Source organism: Candidatus Methylomirabilota bacterium, from assembly GCA_003104975.1.
GTDB lineage: Bacteria > Methylomirabilota > Methylomirabilia > Methylomirabilales > Methylomirabilaceae > Methylomirabilis.
The window spans coordinates 1-18,132 of the sequence record PQAM01000003.1 but is presented as its reverse complement, the minus strand read 5'-3'; the positions used below and the strand labels follow the sequence as shown (position 1 = coordinate 18,132).

Below are 18,132 nucleotides of genomic sequence, written 5' to 3'. Positions count from 1 at the left end.
GGGGGGGGACGCACGCACATGGACAGCGAGGTCCGAAAAAGTCCGGGATTCGAATCCGTACTGGCGATATGGAGCCGGCGTAAGTGGCTGGCGATTGCCGTCCTCATCATTCCTCTCGTGGCGGTCGTCAGCGGCATTCTCTTTCTCCCGAATATCTATCGCTCGACGGCTACGGTCCTGATCGAAGGGCAGCAACTGCCTGAGGCGTTCGTTCGATCCACCGTCACCAGCGCCGTCGATACGCGGCTGCAGGCCATCACGCAGGAGATCCTCAGTCGGTCCCGTCTGGATGCGCTCATCACCCAGTTCGGCCTCTACAAAGACCTTCGCAAACGGATCTCCCTCGAAGAGGTGATCGAGCGGATGCGGCGCGACATCCAACTGGAGCTGAAAGGCGTCAAGCCGATGGAGAAGGATCGCGCCACCATCGCCTTCAGTCTCAGCTTTCGCGGGAGCGATCCGACGACCGTGGCGCAGGTGACGAATACGCTGGCCTCCTACTACATCGAGGAGAACCTGAAGGTCCGGGAACGGCAGGCTGCCGGGACCGCCGAGTTCCTCAAGGTACAGCTCGACGAGACGAAAACACGGTTGGATGGGCAGGAACGGCTCGTCAGCGCCTTCAAGCGACAGAACATGGGGGAGTTGCCCCAACAGTTGGACGCCAACCTCTCGACCCTCGCCAGGCTGAATATGCAGCTTCGGGTCAACAGCGACAACCTTCCCCTTGCCCAGCAGCGTCGCCAGGACATCCTGACGCAATTGGCGGAACGTGAAGCGGGCGTCCCGTCCGATACGCCCGGTGTCGCCGCCGATCCGCTGAGCAGGGCTCGCCACGAGTTGATGATGGCGCGGGCCAGGTATACCGAGGCCCATCCGACGGTCATCCGCCTGAAGGCCGAGCTTGAGGAGTTGGAGCGGCAGCAGGCCGAGACCGCAAAGAAGGGCGAACAGGAGGAGGGCGACACCGCCACCTTCATGAACCCGGCCGCCCAGCGGCTGAAGCAGGCGCTGCGGGAGGTCGATGGCGAGATCGCCGCCCTCAAGGCGGAAGCAGGGCGGTTACGGAAAGACCTGGGGGCCTATCAGTCGCGCGTCGAAAATACCCCGCGACGGGAACAGGAATTCCAGGCGATGGCCCGGGACTACCAGACCACAAAAGAGACCTATGAGTCGCTGCTCAAGCGATACGAAGAGGCGAAACTGGCCGAAAGTATGGAGCAGCGCCAGAAGGGAGAGTTGTTCCGCGTGCTCGATCCCGCCACACCCTCAGAACGGCCGGTCGCACCGGACCGCCTGCGCCTGATCCTGATGGGGCTGGTACTCTCCGTGGGCCTGGCGGTCGGTGTCGTGATGGCGGTCGAGCAGTTGGATACCTCGTTTCACACGGTGGACGATCTGCGCGGCTTTACCACCGTCCCGGTCCTGGTGAGTATTCCGCCGTTGATCACGGCGGCCGATCTGGCTCAGAGACAGTGGCGAACCAAGGTAGTGGCGCTGTCGGTGGCGGCGGGAATCATCGGCATTGTCGCGCTGTCCTATCTCGTAGCCAAGGGAAACGAGCAGTTGGCCTGGATGCTGGTGAAAGGCGGCGCGTGAAAAGCAGTGTTAAGTGTTTAGTGTTAAGTTCTTAGCGCTCAACACTTAACACTATCTGTTCCTATATTTACAGGTAACTTAACACTATATCTCAACACTTAACACTATCTTTTCCTATCTGGTACTATGTACTTAGACTTCTACGGACTCAAAGAAAAACCGTTCAACCTGACGCCGGACCCGCGGTTCCTGTACTTGACCCCGGTGCATGGCGAGGCGCTCGCCCAACTCCTCTACGGGGTTCGGGAGGAGAAGGGGTTCATCGTCCTGACCGGCGAGGTGGGAACGGGTAAGACGACGCTGCTGCGAAGTCTGATCAAGGAACTGGAGGAGACGACAGAGGTGGCGTTTGTCGTCCACTCGAAACTCCAGTTTGACGAACTGTTGGAATACATCATCGAGGATTTCGGCGTCAAAACCCAGACGACGTCGTCGGTGCAGCGGCTGTTTGCATTGAACGAGTTTCTGATCGAGCAGCACCGGGTCGGTCGGAACAGTGTCCTGATCCTCGACGAGGCGCAGCACCTGGAACCCGGGACGCTGGAGCAGGTTCGCTTGCTCTCGAACTTTGAGACCCCGACGACGAAGCTGCTGCAGATCCTGCTGGTCGGCCAACCCGAGCTTGACGCACGGCTGGCGCTTGATGAGTTGCGTCAGCTTCGACAACGGATCGGCCTGCGGTGCAGCATCCACCCGTTGAGCCCGGCGGACAGCCAAGACTACATCGTCAGCCGGTTGCGCATCGCCGGGGCCACGGGCGGCGCGATCTTTACCGAGGCGGCCATCGGCCGGATCGCGGAATATGCCGCCGGTATCCCCAGGGTGGTGAATATGGTCTGCGATCACTGTCTGCTGTTCGGCTTTGCGGATCAGAAGCGGCAGATCGACGGGGAGATCGTCGCACAGGCGATCGACTACCTGGAGCAGGGGACGTCTCGATCGCCGGCGACGGCCGTGAGTTCGGCTCCGTCGTCACCGACCGGCGAATCGACCGAGCCTGCACGTCGAAGGGGCTCAAGGCTGGAGATGATCCTGGCGATAATGCTAGCGGTAGCCTTTATCGGTGTGGGCGCCATGCTCCTGTACCCGGAGATCTTCGCCAAGCTGGCGCATTGGCCGGCTCAGTAACGGAAGGCGTAAGGCGTTAGGCGTGAGGGGTAAGGCGGAAGGCGGGAGAAAATGGAGAAACCGCACAAGAGGCTTGATGTGTGGAAGGTGGCGATGGATCTGGTGAGTGAGGTGTATCGGGTGACGGAATCCTTGCCTGCAAGGGAAGGATATAGTTTAACTCAGCAGATCAGAAGGGCGGCCGTCAGTATACCAAGCAACATCGCCGAAGGTGCGGCAAGACAAACAAAGAAGGAGTTCGTGAATTATTTGCACATCGCACGAGGGTCGCTGAGCGAATTAGATACCCAGCTTGATTTAGCCAAGCGGCTCGGGTATCTCCAGGGAGACATGTGGGGCATTCTGGATGCTCAAATGGATCGGGTTGACAAGATGATCAGCGGTCTGATCCGTCATCAAAAATCGAATCGCTTGTCTCCCCTCCCGCCTCACCCCTCACGCCTTACGCCCTCAGATGACGCCTCACCCCTCCCGCCTCACGCCTTACGCCTTACGCCCTCAGATGACGCCTCACCCCTCACGCCTCACGCCTTACGATTAAAGGGGACCACGTGAGTAAATTCTTCAAGGCGCTCAAGCAGGCGGAACGGGATCGGGCCCTGCGCAGGCAGGCGGAATCGGACGATCGCGAACAGATCGCGGCCGAGCCCGCATCTCCCCCTTCCGCCTCCCGCCTCACCCCTCCCGAGGTGGACCAACACCTCGTCAGCCTGCTGCAGCCGACCTCCTTTGAGGCCGAACAGTACCGCGCCCTGCGACACCTGATTGAACAGATGCGCCTGACCAAGGGCATCTCGGTGGTAGGGGTGTCCAGTCCGTCCGTGGGCGACGGCAAAACCATCACCGCCATCAACCTGGCCGGGTCGCTGGCACAGGGACCGAAGACGCGGGTCCTGTTGGTCGAGACCGACCTGCGCCGCCCGTCGCTCGCCCGATATCTGGGGCTCGGCCATCGGCACGGCAGCGGGCTGGTCGATGCGATTCTGAAACCGGACCTGCCGCTTGAGGTCCATCTGATGAGCTGCCCGCAGTTCAATCTGACCGTGCTGCCGGCGGGCCATCCGCAACTTACGAGCTACGAACTGCTGAATTCGCCGCGCTTCGATGCGCTCTTGGATGAGATACGCAAACAGTACGACTACGTGGTGCTGGATACCCCGCCGCTGATTCCGCTGTCGGACTGTCGCCTGATCATGAAGATGGTCGATACCCTGATCCTGGTGGTGGCGGCGCACCAGACCCCGCGCAAGCTGGTGGAAGAGGCATTGAATCTGCTCGATCCGGCCAAGGTATTGGGCATCGTCTTCAACAACGATGACCGACCGCTGGCGGGCTATTATCACAAATACGACAAATACGACGATCACCAACAGAATGGGCGGGATAACGAAGCGGACCGCATGGCCGGTGGGTTACGGCAACTGCTGCGCCGTCCCTTCTCCCGCACCTCAACTTAACACTTAACACTCGACAACTCAACACTCAACACTTAACACTGGTAACTGGTAACTGTCTTCCCATGGCTCTTCGCTTAGCGTTCATCGAGGTCAGTCTGCTGGTCCTTGGGATCAGCGGCACCGTCCTGCTGTGGAATCGGCCGCTGATTCTGGACTGGATCGATGCGGCCGCCTATCTGGGGCAGGCATCGATCCTGGCCCTTTCGTGCGTTACCGCTTTCTATTACAACGATCTGTTCGATATCCGGAAGGTACGGCGGCTCGGGGAGTTTGCCGCCCGTCTGATCCAGGCCATCGGGGTCTCGTTCATCCTCCTGGCCCTCTGCTATGCCATCTTTCCCGATCTCCGGCTCGCCAGCGGGCCGTTCTTTTCAAGCCTGCTGATTCTGGGGGGTCTGGTCATCCCGGTGAGGGCGGGATTCTATGCGCTGATGAGGAGCCGGGCGATCTCCGAACGGGTATTGATCCTTGGGACATCGCCCCTGGCGTGGAAGATCGCGGCGGAGATGGAGGCATCCCCGCATCTCGGTTATACGGTGCTGGGGTTCGTCGACGATGGCGACTCGATCCCGTTGACACCGGCGGTGTCCGCTCGGCCGCCGATCCTCGGATCCCTTGAGCGGCTTACACCCCTGGTGGAGGAACTGCGCCCCGACCGGATCGTGGTCGCCCTGGCCGAGCGTCGCGGACGGCTCCCCGTCAGGGATCTCCTGGAGATGCGCGTACGCGGCACCGTCGTCGTGGACGGGATCACCAGCTATGAATACCTTACGGGCAAACTGGCCATCGAAAATCTGGTGCCAAGCTATCTCATCTTTTCGCGGGACTTCGAACGCCCGGTGTGGCGAACGGCCACTCGACGTCTTGTCAGCATCATGGGGGCGGCTATCGGGTTGGTCCTGAGCCTGCCCTTCATGGGCATCATCGCCGTACTCATTCTCCTCGACTCCGGCCGCCCTGCCCTATTTATTCAGAAACGTGTCGGGCTGAGAGGACGCGTGTTTTCCCTGCTGAAATTCCGGACGATGCGTGTTAAAGAATCCGCTCAGGCCGAGTCGGTCTGGGAGCGGAATGACGACTCACGGGTGACGCGGGTGGGCAGATGGCTGAGAATGCTCCGACTTGATGAGCTGCCTCAATTCTTCAATATCCTCAAGGGCGATATGGACTTCATCGGTCCACGCCCCGAGATAGCCGGCAACGTCAAATCCATGACCGAGAAGATTCCATTTTACGCACTTCGTCATGTCGTTCGGCCTGGGATCACCGGATGGGCGCAGATCAAGTACGGCTATTCGGTGAACCAGGAGGATGTGACCGAGAAGACACGGTACGATCTGTACTACATCAAGCACCTGTCGCTGAGCCTCGACCTCCGCATCCTGATCGACACCGTCAAGATCGTCCTCTTCGGCCGAGGGGCTGCCGCCCCCCACGCGTATCGTACCCAATTGTTTCCCTCCCCCCAGTCGCGGGACAGTTTACCTTCTGCTTTCCTTTCCCCCCTGGCGGGGGAAGGTCAGGATGGGGGGGTGATTATCCCCCGCCCTCATGTTGCGAGAGAGAGTATGGGTGAGGGGGGACGACGGTCCATCGGCACAGGCAAGGTTGTTCGCCTATGACGACGAAGCTTCGGTTATTACCGACGGATGTCGTCGATCGGGTAAAAGCGCTGCCCTGGCGGGTGGCCCCGATAGAGGGTCTGGTTGCGCTCTGGCTGTACGGCTCCTTTGCCCGGGATGAAGCGACACCGATCAGCGATGTCGACTTGGCGTTCCTGATGGCTGATAAACTGCATGGTGAGGACTTGACCCGGAAGGAAACCGAGCTGTTTGGCGCGACCGAGCAGACCCTGCAGACGGATGAATTTGCCCTTGTGAACCTCCGTACCGCCTCTCTGGCCTTGGGTTGAAAAACGTTGATGGAGTTCTGGGAAGGCGAAGGCTGCGAATACTGTGGTAGCCAGATTGTCGAGAAACGGGTCACGCTGCATCGTAAGGTACGCGGACAGTATGTGCTGATCGAGAATGTACCCGCTGGCGTGTGTACCCAATGTGGCACACGCTACTATGCCGCGAACGTACCGAAAACGGTCGGAGAAAGCCTGCGTGGACGCCGTCAAGCAGCGCGCGAAGTGTTGGTTCCCGTGTACTCGCTATAGCCGACACTTGGGGTTCCCCCTCACCCCTCCCGCCTCCCGCCTTCCGGCTTTGCCTGGGGCCACGGTCCCTCTCGCGTCCCTTCTCCCATGGTGGGGGAAGGTCAGGATGGGGGGGAGGGGGGCGTAGGGGCGGGGTTCACCCCGCCCGTCTGTCGCGTTGACCTCTTATGAGTACAAGCGGGTAGAGATCGTATCCCCGGTTCACCCATAGAGTATGGAGGAAACAATGGGTCTCCATATGACGATGATCTACTGGAAAGGTGAGAAGTTCTGGCTTGGTAAACTCAAGGAGCACCCCGAGATCATGACGCAGGGCAGAACCCTGAAGGAGCTCGAGGAAAACCTCAAGGACGCGTACGACATGATGGTCATGGAAGACGTGCCTGCTGAGCATCATGAAAAAGCCATCACCGTATGAAGCGGAAGGAATTCGTCCGTCAACTTCTGAGGGAGGGGTGCATCATGCTTCGGCCTGGTTCCCGTCACGATGTGTATATGAATCCCAAAACTGGTCAAAAGCAGGCAGTACCACGACACACAGAAATTGACAACGTCCTTGCACGACACATTCGGAAGTATCTCGGATTAGAAACGCCGTAACTGGCGCGTATGGGCGTCTGGCCTAAGGGGCTCCCCCTCACCCCTCCCGCCTCACGGAGGGTGCTGTGATCGAGAGGCATACGGGGCTCCCTCTTACGCCTTACGCCTCCCGCCTCACGCCTCACGGCTTCGGCGGGGGGAAGGTCAGGATGGGGGGGATCAGGCTTATGATCGGTCTCCTAACGCCTCACGCCTCACGTGACGATATGATGGAACACCTCAATATAGACCTCCTCTCCCCTTGCGGGAGAGGACGGAGGTGAGGGGTAAGATCGAGGCGCATCGCCTCCCGCCTCTCGGCGTTGGCGTACGAAGGCGATGACAACATGAGGGGACCTGGCCATTAGCTCGATGCAATCGAAGAAAAAGTATAAGTTCACGAAGTATTTCGAAAATGAGGTGCTACGCAAAAGGCCATACATCAAAAAGGCGTGGTGTATTCGTATTGTTGAAAATCCGCGACGAAGTGAACCGCAGGAACACAATCGGTATCGATTTTGGGGCGCGGTCGATGAACTGAACGGCAAGGTGCTGAGAGTGGTCACGCTTTCTGATAAAATAACCATACACAACGCATTTCCGGATCGAGGGTATAAGCCATGAGGTTAAAATACTACCCAGACACCGATTCTCTGTATATCGATCTGTCCGGCAAAGTCAGCGCCGACAGTAAAGAGATCTCGGAAGGAATTGTTCTCGACTACGATATTAATGGCAATATCGTAGGTATCGACATCGATAATGCCAGCAAGAAAGTAGAGATGAAAGAGTTTGTCGTGAGCAAGTTCCCGATCGAGGAGCCAGTGACCGGGGGCTAACAATCGTATTGCCCTTCCCCCCTGGTGGCGGGGAACGGTCACCCCTCTCGTGTCCCTTCCCCCCTGGGTGGGGGAAGGTCAGGATGGGGGGAAGGTGTAGGAGGGGCGTTGGGAGGGGACGCAACCGTAGCGTTCTGAGGACAACGATTGAAACGTTTGCAGGTGTATCTTGATACGTCGGTTCTGGGCGGCTGCTTCGACGATGAATTCGCGGAATGGTCAACATGGTTGATTGACGATATCCGCGCAGGACGATTTACTCGCCCCGAGAGGTGATAACATATGAAAACGATTACGGTTCACGCAGTGGAGATGGTTCGGAAAATTCGCGACCAGCAGGCGGATAAACTGGCCAATAAGACTCCGGAAGAGATCATCGCGTTCTTCCGCCATGCCGGTCGGTCAACACTACAAACCACAGGTGTACGACGACGAAAAAGGTCGGCTAACCAGAGCCGGGGGAGGGTAAGAGCGAAATGATTTCCCTAACGCCTCACGTGACGATATGATGGAATACCTCAATATATGCCTCCTCTCCCCGTGTACCCTCTGGGTGTGGAGAGGATCGAGGCGAGCGCCAAAAATACGCCTCCTCTCCCCTTGCGGGAGAGGACGGAGGTGAGGGGTAGAATTGCGGCGTATCCCCTCCCGCCTTACGGCTTCGACGGGGGAAGGTCAGGATGGGGGGGCTCATTCCCCCTCGCCCCCACTGTGGGGGAGAGGGTGCGGGTGAGGGGGCCGTTGGGGGATGTAGGGGCGGGGTTCACCCCGCCTATCTGCCGGGCCGGCAGGGACGCTGTGACAGTCTCAAGGTGTGACCAGATAGATCGGTTCTCGACTGAAGGAGTATGGGGCATGCAAGGATGCCTGACGACATAGGGTTGAAGGAGATCAGTAATGAAACTGACGGCGGTCATTGAGCGTGAAGGCGAGGGGTACGTATCCTTGTGTCCTGAGCTGGACATCGCGAGCCAAGGCGATACGGTTGAACAGGCGCGGGACAATCTTCGTGAGGCCCTGGAACTCTTTTTTGAAGCTGCATCGCCAGAAGAGATCAAACAGCGTCTTCACGGCGAGGTTTTTGTAACCCAGGTTGAGGTAACTGTTGGGTAGGCTTCGTGTACTGTCCGGCAAAGAGGTGTGCGATATTCTCACGAAACACGGCTTTGCGGAGGTACGTCGCCGGCGAGGTAGCCACATTGTCATGCAAAAGACCCTTCCTCAAGGCACAGTAACGGTCCCCGTTCCGGACCATGATGAGATTAGAATTGGAACACTCCAATCGATTATACGACAGTCGGGTCTACCTCGGAGTGAATTTGAATCATGACTTTCGATGCTTATCCAATACTCTCCCCTTCCCCCGGGTACCCTCTGGGTGTGGAGAGGATGAAGGTGAGCACCAAAGCACATCTCCTCTCCCCTTGCGGGAGAGGACGGAGGTGAGGGGTAAGAGTTTAGCATGTCTCTCATAGAATGGCTGTTCTGGCTCTCAGCTAGCTTGGTCGCCTACGGAACCATCGGCTATCCGGCCCTGATCTGGCTCCTCGGGCGGATTGCGCCCAAGCCTGTTCGCAAACGGGAGATCTTTCCAACCGTAACCTGTATCATCGCGGCGCGCAATGAGGAGCGGACCATCGGGGCCAAGCTGGAAAATCTTCTGGCGCAAGACTACCCTTCAGATCGACTCGACATCATCATCGTCTCGGACGGCTCCACAGACAACACGGCGGGCCTCGTGGAGGAATACTGCATATGGAAGGGGAAGTCACCCCCCCCTTACGCCTCACGTCCTATTGAGCCTGGAAAAGGGTGGGGGGAACCTTCTAACCAACGGTCACAAGAGGTCCCGAGTCGGGTGAGGTTGCTGACCGTCCCTACCCACCACGGTAAGGCCTACGCCCTCAACATGGGGGTAGCGGCGGCAACCGGCGAGGTCATCCTCTTTGCCGACGCCCGTCAGCGCTTCGCACCTGATGCCGTGCGCGCCCTGGTCGCGAATTTCGCCGATCCGGAGGTTGGAGCCGTGAGCGGTGAACTGCTCTTTGAGGCTACGGATCACGCCCAGATCGGAAAGGGTCTGGGATTCTATTGGCAGTATGAAAAGTTCTTGCGCAAGGCCGAGAGCTTATCGGGGTCCACAGTCGTGTGTACCGGCGCCATCTATGCCATCCGATATAGCTGTTTCCGACCGCTGCCGGAAGGGGCACTCGTTGACGATCTGTTGACCCCTATGCGCATCCTCCTGAACGGCTACCGGGTGGTATTCGAGGCAGGGGCCTGCGCCTTCGATAGCCTTTCTCCGTCGAATAGCCACGAGTTCCGTCGAAAGGTTCGGACCCTTGCAGGCAACATTCAGATCCTTCACGTTGAACTCGCACTGCTCAATCCACTCAGACGAGAGCCTATTTGGCGGTACTGGTCACACATGCTGTTGCCGAGGGTACTCATGCCTTACTGTCTGATGTTGTTACTGCTTTCAAATGTCACCCTTGCCGGTCCAATATTTTCGTCGGTCTTGGTGTTACAACTTGTGATGTACGGGATCGGGTCTATTGGCCTGTGTCTCGCTTCGCGTGGTGGACTTTTGTTCAGGGCGGCATCAACCTTTGTCCTACTCAATGCGGCGTCGGTGGTGGCGGCTGTTCAATATGCGCTAAGGCCCAGTCACGAGATGTGGCGAAGACAGCCATCGTAAGAACGGTTCGCTAAGAGACGTGCCATCTTGAAATCAAATGTTATCGATGATGCAAACAGAATCACTGCTAAATTGCGATCTGAGTTTTGTCAGGGAAACAATCGAGAAGACCGCAGTAGATATGATCTTGGCTCGCTCTCGCGTTCGACCAATCGCTATTGTTATGAGCGGGAGCTTCGCAAGACGCGAGGAAACAGTTTTGGTACAAAATGGGTCCGCCACCGTAATTGGGGACGCCGAATTGTACGCAGTGTTCAAAACCCCCTCAGATACAAAACCGTTTCTCAACATTGCCCATCTGCTGGCCGAAGAGATTCAGCAGCAGCTCGCCACAAGGGAGATCCACTGCCCAGTCAGTTTCGGGGTTCCTTCTTGTAGGATTCTCCGGTGTATGCCCCCTCATATAATGGGGTTTGAGTTGCGGACAACCGGTAAGGTGTTATGGGGAGACTACGATATCCTTGCTCTCATCCCACCTTTCGGCCCAAAGGATATTCCGAAATGGGATGCATGGCGTAGCGTTGCGAATCGCATGATCGAACAGTTGGTCTATGCGGATGCGCTGAGGAGCGAAGGAGCGGGAGGCGTATCGAAACTCTTGTATAGTTGCCTCAAGATTCAGTTGGAGCTAGCAACGATGGTCCTTCACTTCCTCGGAGCGTACCAGCCTACCTATCAACAACGAGCGGAAGCGCTCAAGCAGTTGGAAAAACATTCTGACCACCGCGAGTTTCCATGGCTGTCGGAGCTCACAACGCGGGTAGAAGCTTGTACGTATTTTAAGCTTGATCCGAACAAATCTTCTCCCTATGGGGAGATATTTAGAGGCGCATGTCCCGAAGTCGATCAACATCGGATTGTGGAAGAGGAATGCCTGCGAGTGATGGAGTTAGTTCGATCTGTCTGGGTGTGGGGAGCGGAGCGCCTGTTGAAGTGCAAACTAGACGAGTCCGTAGACCCACTTAATATTGCCCTACGATTAGCTCGCGCCCAAGACTGGCGATGGCGACTGCGCGGTTGGCTACGTCTGGGTCTTCTTGAGGCTGGGTGGCGAAATTCGGATTTCTGGTTCAGCGTAGCACGATTGGTAAACTACGGGAGTCCCCGCTTTCTGACATATGGTGTCGCCGCGACGCTGTACTTCAACTGGGGCGGCTGGCTGGATATTCGATCAAGTATGCCGGACGAAGCTGCCCAACGTGCTATGCGATATTTCCCATTTGGACGAATGAGAGCTAACGAGGTGACCACCTGGCTCGAAGCGAGTCGGGCAGTCGTTTCTGGGTGGGACCGTTTTCTAAAGACAAGCTGGGTGTAAGGACATGTGGCTATATTATCTCATGATAGCGTTGTTTGCGTTGCAGAATCACTGGCTTTGGAATATGCAATTAGTCGGAACTGTAACGGTTTTTAAAGTTCTGGGCGTCATTGTTCTAATATACGCACTATGTTATGCCGTCCGACACAGCTACTCAGCATTTCTTTGGAATCGTACCACCACACTTTTCATGTGGCTATTCTTGATGGCAACGGTTTCGTATCTTTTTCTTGGAACCTCATCCAGTGTAGCTCCTTTTCAGAGCTATGTATCGATGCTGAGCCTCGTGATCTCGACTCTCTTATTAGTCGACTCTTTCTCTAAGCTTCAGAATACGTTACGAGCAAGTCTGGTGGGGGTCGCGTTTGGGGGGCTGTACGTCATTCGGGAGTTCCAACTCTACCATGGCATCTTTCCCGATATGCGGCCGGGATGGGTTGTGGGGGATCCAAATTACTACGCCACGGGGGCAGTAGTCTGTCTCCCTTTCGGTTTGGCCTTGCTCGACCTAGAAATACGTAACCTGCATCGCTTCGTGATCCTCGGGTGCTCAGTAGTTACCGTAATTGCGCTTGTCCTAACAGGCTCGCGAGGCGGGTTGCTGGCTATGGGTGCTTTCATGGTATTTGCGTTCTGCTCCGGCCGATGGCACAAGCGGATCATCCCACTGGCGTTACTCCTGAGTCTCTTGATGATGGTTGTCCCATTGTCCCCTATTGCCAGATTACTTTTTCCAGATCGCAGTGATACTGAGTCTGTGGATTTTCGGAAAGAACTCCTCGTTGCTGGTATCGAAATGGTCAAACAGCATCCCCTAATTGGAGTAGGACTGGGAAATTTCAAGTTTGAATCGAAGGGCTTCTTGGAAAGAGATTTTGCTCTGGTAGCGCACAATACGTACCTTGAGGTCGCGGCCGAACTCGGCCTACCAGCGCTGGCGGTTTTTTTCGCGCTGTTGCGCGAAAGTTGGCGAACGTTACGCAAAATCCAACGACGGAGCGAGCCTTCTCTTCAACCTCACTTGAAAAGCGTTTGCTTCAGCCTTGAAGGCAGTCTGGTGGCTTTTCTAGTGGCGGCCCTCTTCATCTCAGGAGAATACCAGCGGTACCTTTGGCTAGTAGTCGCTCTTTCGATGGTGATGGAGCGGTTTCCGGCAAGTTCCGAATCCGGGTGGGCAAAACGTGGTCGCCCCGCCCTCTTCGAAAGCGTAAATGTGTTGTCACGAGCAACTGGTGTTCAGCAATCTTAGAGGGGTGTTGCTCTAACCAGGGAGACATATGGTGATATCTATGCCACCGATTGCGGAGGCGGCGTTTGTGCGTAATTGCTGGTGGCCCGACGCATCTTCCTCCGTGATTAGTTGCAAGACAAGCGAGCAGAGCGCAGTCCATTAGGGACATTGAACAGTGCGAAATTCACGAGTCGTTTCGATTTTCGTCTTAGTCGATGCCTTAGGCTGGGAATATATCCGCACTCGGCCTTTCTTGAACGACATCGCCAAATATCGGGGTGAGCTGACCACCATTCTCGGCTACAGTTCCGGCGCCATTCCCGCTATCCTGACAGGTGCGCTGCCGGCCAGCAACGGGCATTGGAACCTCTTTTACCACGATTCGGTAAGTTCGCCGTTTCGATGGGCTCGCCCCCTCTCACTTTTGCCCTCAGCGCTGCTGAATAACCGAATCTCTCGTAAAATCATTAATTGGGCGGCTCACCACCTGACCGGATATGAGGGATATTTTTACCTCTACGCGGTTCCGGTGGAGCTTCTGCCGTACTTCAGCTACTGCGAGAAGAGGGACATCTTCCGCCCAGGAGGCATCAACCAGGGGAAATCCATCTTTGATACGCTCGAAGAATATAAGATCCCATTCCGTTCGTATACATATCATCGATACAGCAAGGATTACAGGATCATTCAACAGGTGATGCGCGATATTGGCCAGGATGACTGCGCGTTCTATTTTCTCTATCTTAATGAAATAGACATGTTCCTCCATCGGCACTGTCACGAACCTGACAGGGTGGACGAGAAAGTGGCCCTATACGACCGATGGCTTCGCGAATTGTACAGAAGAGCGCAGGCGGTGCGGGACGATGTGCAGATGTACGTATTCTCCGACCACGGGATGGTACCGACCAAAAGCACCCACGATCTTTGGTCGGCGATAAAGCGCTTGGGCTTTCACGTTCCCCAGGAATACTTGCCTTTTTACGATTCTACCATGGCGCGATTCTGGTTTTTCAGTGACCAGGCCCGGGAGGGCATTGTGGCTTACCTGGCCTCCCTGTCCTGCGGCCGTATTCTGAGCGAGGCTGAGTTGAAGGAGTTAGGATTGGATGGACCACATTCACACCGGGGCGATGTTGTGTTCTTGATGAACGCGGGCTGCCTGATCGTCCCCAGCTTTTTGGGCAGGGGGACGCTGGCAGGAATGCACGGTTTTCACCCGTCGGTCCCATATTCGTCCGGCGCACTGCTGGCAACAGTAAAGCCGCCTATGCTTGTTACGACGATTACCGATGTGCACAAGCTCATGGAATCCGCTATCAAGTGAGCGGTGATGAGAAGCACGCCCAGAACGATGGTCGAGCCGAGGCATGGCTACACAGAGCGAATCCTTACCGGGCTCAGTACCCGGGCAGAGGCGGCGGCGGCTGAGATGCGGAAAATTCGAGTCTTGCACATTCTGACCACTGAGGTGCGCGGGGGGATTGAAGAGGGTGTCCTGTCGCTCCTCTGCAACCTCGACCGAAACCAGTTTTCTGTTGCGTTCGCCTGCCCGCCCGTGCTGCTGCAGGCGTATGGGCGAGACTTGGAGGGACTCGACCTTGCGATCCATGCCATGCCGCCTTTAAGTCGGCCCTATAACTTTGTCGCCCTCGCAAGACTGGCTCGCACCCTGCGGGCGGTTAGACCCGACATCGTCCATACCCACTTGTTCGTGACCAGTCTGTGTGTAGCCCCAGTGGCAAAGCTATGCGGTGTACCGGTCGTGGTTGAGACCTGCCGCATCCGAGAGGGGTGGCGGCGGGGAATCTGGAAGGGTTACGGGATCGATCGTTGGGTGAATCGTTGCGTCGATGCGAATATTGCCATCTCGAACTCCTTACGATGCTACCTGTTAGAGGACAAATTGTTCCCGCCGGAGAAAGTGGTGCTGATTCGAAACGGCCGCGAACTTTCACGCGTCGTGGCTCCCTCAGACGGGGATGTCGAGGTGCTCCGGAGGGAATTCCAGGTACCTCGCGATGAGTTGGTGGTCAGCGTCCCCGGCCGCTTGGAGAATCAGAAAGGACACCGGTACCTGTTAGAAGCTTTGCCTGATGTCCTCCGGCGTTTTCCTAAGCTCCGCGTATTAATCGTCGGTGAGGGATCCCTCCGTCATGAACTCGCCGCGGAGGTCGAACGCCGAAAAGTGAAGGACCATGTGGTGCTAACGGGCTACCGAAACGATGTATACAACATTTTGCGTCTTTCCGACCTTGTGGTCCTGCCTTCCCTCTACGAAGGCTTGCCGTTGGTGGCCATCGAAGCCGGTGTCCTCGGCAAGCCTATCGTAGCTACTGCGGTAGATGGGACCCCCGAGGTCGTCCTGCATGGCGAGACAGGCTGGTTGGTGCCGCCTGCCGATAGCGCTGAGCTGGCGAAAGCAATGTGCGCGCTGCTTGCTGACCCAGCATTGCGTGCGCGCATGGGTGAGCGGGCGCGGGATTATGTCATGCGAGAGTACTCGTTCGATCGGCTGGTAGCCGAAACCGAGAAACTGTATTCCAGGCTATACACACTTCTGGCCGCGTGAAGGGATAGACTCGGATCATGTGTGGGATTGTTGGAATGGTTGGCCGGCGAGCCAACCGCGGAGTAGTGGAAGCGATGTGCCCCACCATCGTCCACCGGGGGCCGGACAGCCAAGGCTTCTATGTGCAGCCAGGGGTGGTGCTGGGGATGCGGCGCCTGAGCATCATCGACCTGGCCGGTGGCGACCAGCCCATCCACAACGAGGATCGAACTATTTGGACCGTATATAATGGAGAGATCTACAATTTCCAGCTCCTGCGGAAGGATCTGGAATCGCGCGGGCACTGCTTCTACACCCGCAGCGACACCGAACTGCTCGTCCACAGCTACGAGGAATTCGGCCAGGAGCTGTGCGCGTCCCTGCGCGGCATGTACGCATTTGCCCTGTGGAACGAGTCCACGCGGGAGTTGATTCTCGGCCGGGACCGATTGGGCGAGAAGCCGCTCTATTACGCGCAACTGGGAGACACCCTCCTGTTTGCCTCAGAAATCAAAGCCTTGCTCTCCTGCCATGAGGTCTCCCGCGAGATCGATCCCGTTAGCCTCGATCAGTACTTTACTCTGGGCTATGTCTCTGGTCCGCGGACTATGTTTCGGGGGATTAGTAAACTCCTGCCGGGACATCAGATGACATTCACACAGGGACGTGCGAGCATCCGACGGTACTGGGACCTGCCAACGGCGGCTTCGGAGATGCCTTGCAACGATCGGGAGGAGGACTGGCTCGAGTGGTTGGACGATAGTCTGCAAGAAGCCATCCGCCTGCGCTTGGTAAGTGATGTTCCCGTCGGCGCGTTTCTGAGCGGCGGGCTCGATTCGAGCGTGGTTGTGGCGCTCATGCGCCGACACGCGACCGGCCCGCTCAAGACCTTCTCGGTGGCGTTCGACGAGGACGGTGACTATGATGAGCGGCAACACGCGCGGGAAGTAGCCCGCTACCTGAGCACCGACCACCATGAGGTCATCGTGAAGGGATCGTCGCCAGACCTGCTCACGAAGGTGATCTGGCATCTCGACGAACCCATCGCCGACGAGGCCTCGGTACCCACATGGCTCGTATCAGAGGTGGCTCGCCAGCACGTGAAAGTCGTGTTGACGGGCGAGGGTGCGGACGAGCTGTTTGCTGGCTACGGGCAGTATTTTTACGTCCACCGGTTGAACGAGCTACAGACTCAGTTACCCTTGCCGATTCTCCGCTTGGGACGGCATCTGTTCCCTCTACTTCCCGATGGCGGCCGTGGGGGTATGTGGATGGAGCGAGGCCGCAAAGTGTTGTTGGGCCTCCTCTATCCGCCTGCTCAAAGCTACACCCAGTACGGTCACTTAATGAACAGCCACCAGCGTAACAAACTGTACTCGAGAGAGCTTAAACGCCTGCTGGAAAGTTATCAGGAAACTGGAGACGATCCGCGTCTTGGCTACTTCTCCCACGTTTTTGACCGACCAGCTCTCGATCAGGCGCTGTACGTCGATACCAAAACCTGGTTGCCAGATGAACTACTCATGAAGGTAGATAAAATGACCATGGCCCATTCTCTTGAGGCCCGGGCACCGTACCTCGACCAGAAGCTCGTCGAGGGGGCTTTCCGTATGCCGGCCAGGCTGAAGATACGAAACGGAGTATTCAAGTACATCTTGCGCCGGTTGGCCCAGCCCCTGTTGCCGGAGACCATCTGCCAGCGTCGCAAGCACGCGTTTGCAGTGCCCTACCGCGAGTGGTTCATCGGCCCGCTACGACCCTTTATCTATGACATCCTTGGTCCGGAGAAGGGGCGCGATCATGGCTTCTTGAACCCCGGGACCATTCAAGAGCACCTGCGCGACTACTTCGACCACGGCCTGCAGGGTCCAAAGGAGACCCGTATCTTGTGGGCACTTATGTGCTTCCAACTCTGGTACGACGTTTTTGTGACCCGACGCATAAAGGTTCCTACTGCGCTTTGTCATTTAGAGCAAGTCGGTTGAAAAAGGTGAAACCTCGAGGAGATTCAGGTATACAAGCGACGTTGCTCTTGCCCGGGATGGGGTTTCGAATCTTTGATCCCGGTTTTTCGAGCTCCGACAAACTCGTGTTCGAATCATTGCGAGCTTTCCACCGGCACTGCGGGGAGATGCTCCTATTTGGCCGATCAAAAACGTGCGTCATGCGGCAGCAAGCTATTCAGCGTCAGCGGACTCAAAGTAGAAGGTTTTGAAGGCATCCTTCAAACATGTACGGACTCTTGTAAGCTCATGGAGTGGGACTTGCCATGAGGATCGCGTTTTGTCGACAGAGTGCTACTACCCCAGGTAGGAGAAGGTTGATATCGAGGCGTCAAGACCTTCTGCTCCTTTGGCGGTGTTTACGTCATAGGTTGAGGGCGGTAGTTCTTCAGTCTCAGTACGGCCTGGGCCTATTGCTGGCGGTACTTGTAGCGTATGCCGTTTGTAGTAGCAGGGACGCACATTCGGAGACGAAAGCTGCTAGCGCTAGTACGATTCTGTTGGATAAATTCGGTGGGCTGAAGGTAAAGCCTTCACCCAAGGGTGGCACAGGCTTCTTCCGACTTGA

Annotated in this window: 20 protein-coding genes; all 20 read left to right on the top strand. The window is 56.9% G+C overall.

All coding sequences use genetic code 11. The features are described 5' to 3' along the window. The first annotated feature begins 18 nt into the window (after window positions 1-18). On the top strand, window positions 19-1,599 hold the full coding sequence (locus tag C3F12_01010; protein ID PWB48695.1) for a hypothetical protein: 1,581 nt from the start codon (window positions 19-21) through the stop codon (window positions 1,597-1,599). Between the two features lie 126 nt (window positions 1,600-1,725). Then, window positions 1,726-2,727, top strand: a complete 1,002-nt coding sequence (locus C3F12_01005) for an ATPase (GenBank protein PWB48694.1) — start codon at window positions 1,726-1,728, stop codon at window positions 2,725-2,727. A 51-nt stretch (window positions 2,728-2,778) separates the two neighbouring features. Next, on the top strand, window positions 2,779-3,282 hold the full coding sequence (locus C3F12_01000; protein ID PWB48693.1) for a four helix bundle protein: 504 nt from the start codon (window positions 2,779-2,781) through the stop codon (window positions 3,280-3,282). After that, window positions 3,279-4,184, top strand: coding sequence for a hypothetical protein (locus C3F12_00995; GenBank protein PWB48692.1), 906 nt, complete (start codon window positions 3,279-3,281; stop codon window positions 4,182-4,184). Before C3F12_01000 ends, C3F12_00995 begins: the two co-directional genes overlap by 4 nt. Window positions 4,185-4,246: 62 nt before the next feature. Next, window positions 4,247-5,806, top strand: a complete 1,560-nt coding sequence (locus C3F12_00990; protein ID PWB48691.1) for a hypothetical protein — start codon at window positions 4,247-4,249, stop codon at window positions 5,804-5,806. After that, on the top strand, window positions 5,803-6,096 hold the full coding sequence (locus tag C3F12_00985; GenBank protein PWB48690.1) for a hypothetical protein: 294 nt from the start codon (window positions 5,803-5,805) through the stop codon (window positions 6,094-6,096). The genes C3F12_00990 and C3F12_00985 overlap by 4 nt, the downstream gene beginning before the upstream one ends. A 9-nt stretch (window positions 6,097-6,105) precedes the next feature. Further along, entirely contained in the window at window positions 6,106-6,345 is a 240-nt protein-coding gene (locus C3F12_00980; GenBank protein ID PWB48689.1) for a YgiT-type zinc finger domain-containing protein, read from the top strand. 226 nt (window positions 6,346-6,571) lie between these two features. Continuing rightward, on the top strand, window positions 6,572-6,763 hold the full coding sequence (locus C3F12_00975) for a HicB family protein (GenBank protein PWB48688.1): 192 nt from the start codon (window positions 6,572-6,574) through the stop codon (window positions 6,761-6,763). Next, window positions 6,760-6,945: an addiction module toxin, HicA family gene (locus tag C3F12_00970; protein ID PWB48687.1), complete on the top strand. Its 186-nt coding sequence runs from the start codon at window positions 6,760-6,762 to the stop codon at window positions 6,943-6,945. Before C3F12_00975 ends, C3F12_00970 begins: the two co-directional genes overlap by 4 nt. 65 nt (window positions 6,946-7,010) lie before the next feature. Further along, a complete protein-coding gene (locus C3F12_00965) occupies window positions 7,011-7,208 on the top strand; it encodes a hypothetical protein (GenBank protein PWB48686.1) in 198 nt (65 codons plus the stop codon). A gap of 88 nt (window positions 7,209-7,296) precedes the next feature. Beyond that, window positions 7,297-7,548 (top strand): hypothetical protein, encoded by a 252-nt coding sequence (locus tag C3F12_00960; GenBank protein ID PWB48685.1) that lies wholly within the window; start codon window positions 7,297-7,299, stop codon window positions 7,546-7,548. Then, a complete protein-coding gene (locus C3F12_00955) occupies window positions 7,545-7,763 on the top strand; it encodes a hypothetical protein (protein PWB48684.1) in 219 nt (72 codons plus the stop codon). The genes C3F12_00960 and C3F12_00955 overlap by 4 nt, the downstream gene beginning before the upstream one ends. Before the next feature lie 897 nt (window positions 7,764-8,660). Next, window positions 8,661-8,876, top strand: a complete 216-nt coding sequence (locus C3F12_00950) for a hypothetical protein (protein ID PWB48683.1) — start codon at window positions 8,661-8,663, stop codon at window positions 8,874-8,876. Beyond that, entirely contained in the window at window positions 8,869-9,093 is a 225-nt protein-coding gene (locus tag C3F12_00945) for a hypothetical protein (GenBank protein PWB48682.1), read from the top strand. Before C3F12_00950 ends, C3F12_00945 begins: the two co-directional genes overlap by 8 nt. A gap of 132 nt (window positions 9,094-9,225) precedes the next feature. Then, window positions 9,226-10,461 (top strand): family 2 glycosyl transferase, encoded by a 1,236-nt coding sequence (locus tag C3F12_00940; GenBank protein PWB48681.1) that lies wholly within the window; start codon window positions 9,226-9,228, stop codon window positions 10,459-10,461. 46 nt (window positions 10,462-10,507) lie between these two features. Beyond that, the gene (locus tag C3F12_00935; protein ID PWB48680.1) at window positions 10,508-11,779 is read left to right on the top strand and encodes a hypothetical protein; all 1,272 of its coding nucleotides are present in this window, start codon (window positions 10,508-10,510) and stop codon (window positions 11,777-11,779) included. 4 nt (window positions 11,780-11,783) lie between these two features. Continuing rightward, on the top strand, window positions 11,784-13,028 hold the full coding sequence (locus C3F12_00930) for a hypothetical protein (protein ID PWB48679.1): 1,245 nt from the start codon (window positions 11,784-11,786) through the stop codon (window positions 13,026-13,028). A gap of 157 nt (window positions 13,029-13,185) precedes the next feature. Further along, a complete protein-coding gene (locus C3F12_00925; protein PWB48678.1) occupies window positions 13,186-14,337 on the top strand; it encodes a hypothetical protein in 1,152 nt (383 codons plus the stop codon). A 6-nt stretch (window positions 14,338-14,343) separates the two neighbouring features. Further along, window positions 14,344-15,582, top strand: a complete 1,239-nt coding sequence (locus C3F12_00920; GenBank protein ID PWB48677.1) for a hypothetical protein — start codon at window positions 14,344-14,346, stop codon at window positions 15,580-15,582. A gap of 17 nt (window positions 15,583-15,599) precedes the next feature. Further along, window positions 15,600-17,546: an asparagine synthase (glutamine-hydrolyzing) gene (gene asnB / locus C3F12_00915; protein PWB48676.1), complete on the top strand. Its 1,947-nt coding sequence runs from the start codon at window positions 15,600-15,602 to the stop codon at window positions 17,544-17,546. Window positions 17,547-18,132 lie beyond the last annotated feature (586 nt).